This window comes from Accumulibacter sp., assembly GCF_029255145.1.
In the GTDB taxonomy this organism is placed as follows: Bacteria; Pseudomonadota; Gammaproteobacteria; order Burkholderiales; family Rhodocyclaceae; genus Accumulibacter.
On the sequence record NZ_JAPUVQ010000013.1, the window covers coordinates 21,601 to 27,719 of the forward strand.

At 64.7% G+C, this 6,119-nt stretch carries 5 protein-coding genes; 2 read left to right on the forward strand and 3 right to left on the reverse strand.

The window, feature by feature from the left end; genetic code table 11:
* Positions 1–37 precede the first annotated feature (37 nt).
* Positions 38–2,302, forward strand: a complete 2,265-nt coding sequence (locus Q1L50_RS01170; protein WP_300335287.1) for a TonB-dependent receptor — start codon at positions 38–40, stop codon at positions 2,300–2,302.
* A gap of 57 nt (positions 2,303–2,359) precedes the next feature.
* Here the strand turns inward: Q1L50_RS01170 and Q1L50_RS01175 are convergent, their stop codons facing one another.
* Positions 2,360–2,716: a dihydroneopterin aldolase gene (locus Q1L50_RS01175; protein WP_300335292.1), complete on the reverse strand. Its 357-nt coding sequence runs from the start codon at positions 2,714–2,716 to the stop codon at positions 2,360–2,362.
* 115 nt (positions 2,717–2,831) lie between these two features.
* Here Q1L50_RS01175 and plsY point away from each other — a divergent pair, with 115 nt between their 5' ends.
* Entirely contained in the window at positions 2,832–3,485 is a 654-nt protein-coding gene (gene plsY, locus Q1L50_RS01180; protein ID WP_300335288.1) for a glycerol-3-phosphate 1-O-acyltransferase PlsY, read from the forward strand.
* 10 nt (positions 3,486–3,495) lie between these two features.
* On the opposite strand, the gene tsaD is transcribed toward plsY, so the two are convergent.
* Complete coding sequence (gene tsaD / locus Q1L50_RS01185; RefSeq protein ID WP_300335289.1) at positions 3,496–4,512, reverse strand: tRNA (adenosine(37)-N6)-threonylcarbamoyltransferase complex transferase subunit TsaD; 1,017 nt, start codon at positions 4,510–4,512, stop codon at positions 3,496–3,498.
* A gap of 140 nt (positions 4,513–4,652) precedes the next feature.
* On the reverse strand, positions 4,653–6,119 hold a 1,467-nt coding region (locus Q1L50_RS01190; protein ID WP_300335290.1), incomplete at its 5' end, for a Na/Pi cotransporter family protein.

Sequence of the window (6,119 nt, forward strand, 5' to 3'; positions counted from 1 at the left end):
TGCCGCCTAAAAGAGAGCACCCAGGGAGCTTTGAAGCATGAAGTTGGCCGAGAAACGGATCGTCGCGGCAGTGGTCTTGGCCGTGCCTGCGGTTTGGCGAGCGGCCGTCGCGCAGGAAGACGCAGCGACCGCGACGATGCAGGAAGTCGTCGTCCGTGCGTCGCGAATCGACGCCAGCGAGCCCTTGGACAGCAGGCGACTGGGCGCGGCCAGTCTGGCGCCCTTCCGTGCGGCGACCAGCGATAGCGCCAGACTGCTCGATGGACTGCCCGGAGTCAGCCTCTACGGTGCCGGCGGTGTCTCCAGCCTGCCGGTGATTCGCGGCCTGGCCGACGACCGCATCCGGATCCAGGTCGACGGCATGGACCTGGTCTCCTCGTGCGCCAACCACATGAATCCGCCGTTGTCGTACATTGACCCGACGCACGTCGGCGGCGTCAGCCTGTTTGCCGGCGTGACGCCGGTCAGCGCTGGAGGCGACAGTATCGCTGGAACGATTCTGGTCGGCGCGCCGCCGCCAGCTTTCGCCAAGACCGGAGAAGGGACGCTGCGGCAAGGCCAGGCCGGCGCCTTCTATCGCAGCAACGGTAGTGCGAGGGGAGCCAACCTGTCGGCGACGGTCGCTAACGAGATGTTCAGCGCCAATTACTCGGGCTCCACGGCGCAGGCCGGCAACTACTCGGCAGGCGACCACTTCAAAGCAGCCGGACCGTCGGACGGCACGACGGTCTGGCTCGCAGGCGACGAGGTCGGCTCGTCGTCGTACAAGTCGGAGAATCAGTCGCTGAGCTTCGCCCTGCGTCACGCCGAGCATCTGCTCGAGCTCAAGTTCGGCTACCAGCACATTCCCTACCAAGGCTTCCCGAATCAGCGCATGGACATGACACTCAACGACAGCCAGCAGGTCAATCTGCGCTATCTGGGCCAGTATCCCTGGGGCTCGCTGGAAGCACGGGCCTATCACGACCAGACGCGGCACAAGATGAACTTCCTCGAAGACAAACTGCAGACCATCGGGACGATGAGGAATCCGGCGGGGATGCCGATGGAAACCAAGGGGACGACGACCGGTGCCACGCTCAAGGCGGAGATCGTTTTCTCGGAACGTGATCTGTTCAGGGTCGGGAGCGAGGTGCTGAAGTATCACCTGGACGACTGGTGGGAGCCGATCTCGCCGGTGGTGGCGATGCCGATGGCCGGGATGAAGGGTTCGACCTTCTGGAACATCAACGACGGACAGCGCAACCGGTTCGACGTCTATGGCGAGTGGGAAGCGCGCTGGAGCGAGCAATGGCTGTCGCAACTCGGCCTGCGCAGCAGCACGGTGGCCATGGATACCGGCAATGTGCAGGGCTACAACACCCCGTACTACGGCAATCCAGCGAATCCGTCGTCGATCCCTGGCGCTTTCAACTACCAGGATCATCAGAAGACCGATCACAACGTCGATCTGGCGGCCTTGCTGCGCTTCACCCCGAGTGCCGAACAGACCTTCGAGGCCGGCCTGGCGCGCAAGACACGTTCCCCCAACCTGTACGAACGCTACGCCTGGTCGACCAACAACCCGATGGCGATGAGCATGGTGAACTGGTTTGGCGATGGCAACGGCTACGTCGGCAACCTCGAGCTCAAGCCGGAAGTCGCCCACACCGTCAGCGCAAGCGCCAGTTGGCACGATGCCACGGGTGAGCGGTGGGGGGTCACGGTCAGCCCGTACTACACGCACGTCGAGGATTATGTCGATGCACTGCGTTGCTCGGGTGGAACCGGTATGTCGCCGTGCCAGGGAAGCAACCTGACGCGCAGTGACGGCTTCGTTTATCTGCAGTTCGTCAATCAGTCCGCTCGCCTGTACGGTGCCGACGTTTCCGGGCACTTCCCTCTTCTTCAGGATGGCGCTGTCGGCAGCGTCCGGATGACCGCGGTGGTGAGCTACGTCCGCGGCACGAACACCGAGACCGACGACAATCTTTACCACATCATGCCCCTGAACGCCAAGCTGGCGCTGGTTCAGCGATCGGGGAACTGGACCAATACGGTCGAAGGCGTGCTGGTCGGTGCCAAGAGCGAGGTTTCGCAAGTTCGCAACGAACTGGCAACCAGCGGCTACGGCTTGCTCAACCTGCGCAGCAGCTACGAATGGAAGCAGCTGCGCATCGATCTCGGGGTCGAGAACGTCTTCGACCGCTTCTACGAATCACCGCTGGGCGGCGCCTATCTCGGGCAGCGGCCGATGGTCTATGGCACCGCCGTTCCGGGCACGGGGCGCTCGATCTATGCCGGGCTGAACCTGCGCTTCTGAGGGCCAGCCGCGAACCGGCGCATAGCCACCGCGCGGTACGGGCCTGCTGCCAACGAATCAGGCGGCGGCACCGCGTTCGATGACCACGCCGACGCGCTCGACGCCGCGCATCATGCCCAGCTTGGCGATCGAAACGCGCACCCAGGCGGCACCGAAATCTTCGAGCAATAGCGTCGCCACGAATTCGGCGAGCCGCTCGAGGAGATTGAAGTGCCGCGCGGCGAGCTCGCTGCGCAGACGTTCGGCGACCATCGCGTAATCGATGGTGTCGCCTATGTCGTCGCTGGCACCGGCGCTGGCGGTCGACGTGCCAATCTGCAGCGAGATTTCAATCGTCTGGGGCATGGCCTTTTCGCGCGGGTAGATGCCGATCAGCGTCGAAGCGCGAAGCCCGTCTATGAAGATGATGTCCATGCGGCAGTGCGCCAGGTCGGTGTAGAATGCGCTGCGGGTCGTGGCGCCAACGGCGCGACGGAAGTTCACGCATTCTAACCCAGAGCCGCCCCACCCCCGACTCCCCGCCCCGTCAATGCCGCCCTCCCTGCTCACCCTCCTTGGCGTCCTGGCTGCCTACCTGCTGGGCTCGGTGTCGTTCGCGCTGCTGGCCAGTCGGCTCTTCGGCCTTGCCGACCCGCGCAGCTACGGTTCGAAAAACCCTGGGGCGACCAACGTGCTGCGCAGCGGCCACAAGGGCGCCGCGCTATTCACCTTGCTCGGCGACGCCGCCAAGGGCTGGCTGGCGGTCTTTCTGGCCACGCGCTATGCGGCACCATGGGGACTGCCCGACTACACCGTCGGGCTGGTCGCGCTGGCGGTCTTTTTCGGTCACTTGTACCCGGTTTTTCTCAACTTCAAGGGTGGCAAGGGCGTGGCTACGGCTGCCGGCGTCCTGCTGGCGATCAACCTGTGGCTGGGCCTGGCGACGCTGGCGACCTGGCTGTTCGTCGCCTTCACCTTGCGCTATTCGTCGCTGGCGGCGCTGGTGGCGGCGACCGCCGCACCCGTTTTCGCGCTGCTGGCCTGGGGGAAGGACGGCATGGTGGTGGCCATCAGCATCATTTCGATGGCGCTGATCGGAAAACACTGGCAAAACCTGCAGCGCCTGATGGCCGGCAGCGAGCCGAAACTGGGGTCCAGGAAGAAGGGGCAGGAAAGCACCTCCAGACCCGCAAGACCCCGCTAGACGTCGGCGCTCAGCAAGTCAGAGGCCAGCGCGGGCGAACAGCGAAGGCGCCGGCCGGCTTGCCGGAAAGCCCCGCCTGCAGGCGCAAGGCGCCAGCCAGGGCGATCATCGCGCCGTTGTCGGTGCAGAATTCGAGTTCCGGGTAGAAGACCGCAATCCGCGCCTTGACCGCGCTGGCGTCGAGTTGGCGCCGTAGTTCACGGTTGGCGCCGACACCACCGGCGACGACCAGTTGCTTCAGCCCGCTCAAAGCCACCGCACGCAGGGCTTTGCTGACCAGCACTTCGACGATTGCATCCTGGAAGGCACGCGCAATATCCGCGCGCTGCTGCTCGCTGATCGGCGCCAACTCGCGTACGCGGGTCAGCACGGCAGTCTTCAGGCCGCTGAAGCTGAAATTGAGGTCACCCGACTTGAGCATCGGGCGCGGCAGTTTGGCCTGTTCCGGACGCCCCTCTTCGGCCAGTGCGGCGAGGGCCGGGCCCCCCGGATAGTCGAGGCCGAGCAGTTTGGCTGTCTTGTCAAAGGCTTCGCCAGCGGCGTCGTCGAGCGTTTCACCGAGCAGTTCATACTCGCCGACACCAGTCACCCGCATTAGCTGGCTGTGGCCACCCGAGACCAGCAAGGCGACAAAGGGAAAGCGCGGTGGCCGGCGCGACAGCAGCGGCGACAGCAGGTGACCTTCGAGATGGTGGACCGGTACGCTGGGCACCTCGAGGGCCGTCGCCAAAGCCTCGGCGAAGGCGGCACCGACCAGCAGCGCGCCTGCGAGACCCGGACCTTGCGTGTAAGCGACGGCATCCAGATCGGCAAGCGAGCGCCCGCTGTCGGCAAGGACCTGGCGCAGCAAGGGCACGACACGCCGGATGTGGTCACGCGAGGCGAGTTCCGGCACCACCCCGCCATAGTCCTGATGCATGCGTACCTGTGAATGCAGGGCATGGGCGAGCAAGGCACCGCCAGCGGAGGTGCAGTACAGCGCCATACCCGTTTCGTCGCAGGACGATTCAATTCCGAGAACCAGCATCGCGGCATTTTACCCCGGCCGGCGCTGACCGCCACGCGGATCGGCAGACTGGCGCCCTCGGTCTTGGTCGGAGCCGGGCCCTTGGCCGATCGGTGGCGACCGGCCAGGGGCCTGCTGTCGCCATCACGCCATCACGACCACTAGCCGCGCTCCTGCAGCACTGCCGGCAGGACGGTCTTGGCCATCCGCTTGGCGAAGTAGTAAATGCGCTTCTGCTTTTCGATGATCTCGATTTCCAGCGTATAGGCGGCGATGCGATTGGGCTCCTCGGCGACCAGCCGGCGTGCCTCGTGCGCCGCCGCCGAGTCGGCGATGCGGTTGATCTCGTCCTTCATCCCGGTCACCACCTGCGCCGACCGCTCGTTACGCTGACCGACGGCCTCGATGGCTGCCGCCACCGCCTTGCTGACCGCTGCCTGGAAGTCACCGAGCACCTGCTGGGTGACTGCGCTGACCTGGATCTGGTCGCGGATGCGGTCGTGCCCGAGCACCACCAGATTGGTTTCGACGATGTCCCCGATGTTCTCCAGATTGCTGGCCGCCTCCATCAGCTGCAGCAACTCGCGGGTCTGCTCGTCGCCCATCGCCTGTTTGCTGATCTTGCGGAGATAATCGATGATTCCGGCGTGCAGGATATCGACCGTGTCGTCCATCTGGCGGATGCTTTCCAGCGCCGCTCGATCGCCTTTGATGATCGCCGGGATGATCCCGTGCAGCATCGCGTTGACCGTCTCCCCCATGTGCATGATCTCCATCCGCACCTGGTCCAGCGCCAGCGACGGCGTGCTCAGCAGCTCATCCTGCAGGAACCTGGTACGCACGATTATCGCTTCCTCTTCGAGCGGCTTGTCGGGTACCAGCCACTCGACCAACCGCGCGAACTGCGTCGTGAACCAGATGAAGATCAGGGTGTTGGCGACGTTGAAGAAGGTGTGCGCGTTGGCGATCTGGCGTGGTGTTTCGGCGGCTACCCGGGCCATACCGGTGAGGTTCGGGTAGGTCGGCGAAATCGCCGTCACCAGGTCGGCGATGAAGCCGATGAAAGGGAGCCAGATGATCACCCCGACGACGTTGAAGGTCAGGTGCACCAGCGCCGCACGGACTGCCTCGCGCGGTTTGCCGATGACTGCCAGCAGCGCCGTGGCGCAGGTGCCGATGTTGGCGCCGAAGGCCAGCGCGATGCCCGCCTGCAAGCTGATGAAGCCTTGCCCAGCCATGACGATGACGATTCCCGTCGAGGCCGACGAGGACTGGATCAGGGCCGTAAAGGCGGTCGCGATCAGGACGCCGACAATCGGGTTGTCCATCGTCTGCATCAGGTCGAGGAAGGGCTGGTAGCTGCGCAGTGGCCCCATCGCCTCGCTCATCACGTGCATCCCGAAGAAGACCATGCCCAGACCCATCAGCATGCCGCCGTAGTGCCTGGTCCTTTCGTTCTTGGCGATGAACAGCATGGCGAAGCCGATCGCGATCATCCCCAGCGCCGCCTTGGTGATCTTGAAGGCGACGATCTGGGCGGTGATCGTGGTGCCGATGTTGGCGCCCATGATCACCCCGACCGACTGCGACAGCGACATCAGCCCCGCCGAAATGAAACCGACCACCAG

What these genes read in the sequence shown, in the direction of transcription:
- Q1L50_RS01170 (WP_300335287.1), top strand. Translation starts at nt 38, where the DNA reads ATGAAGTTGGCCGAGAAACGGATCGTCGCGGCAGTGGTCTTGGCCGTG.
- Q1L50_RS01175 (WP_300335292.1), bottom strand. Translation starts at nt 2,716, where the DNA reads ATGGACATCATCTTCATAGACGGGCTTCGCGCTTCGACGCTGATCGGC.
- plsY (WP_300335288.1), top strand. Translation starts at nt 2,832, where the DNA reads ATGCCGCCCTCCCTGCTCACCCTCCTTGGCGTCCTGGCTGCCTACCTG.
- tsaD (WP_300335289.1), bottom strand. Translation starts at nt 4,512, where the DNA reads ATGCTGGTTCTCGGAATTGAATCGTCCTGCGACGAAACGGGTATGGCG.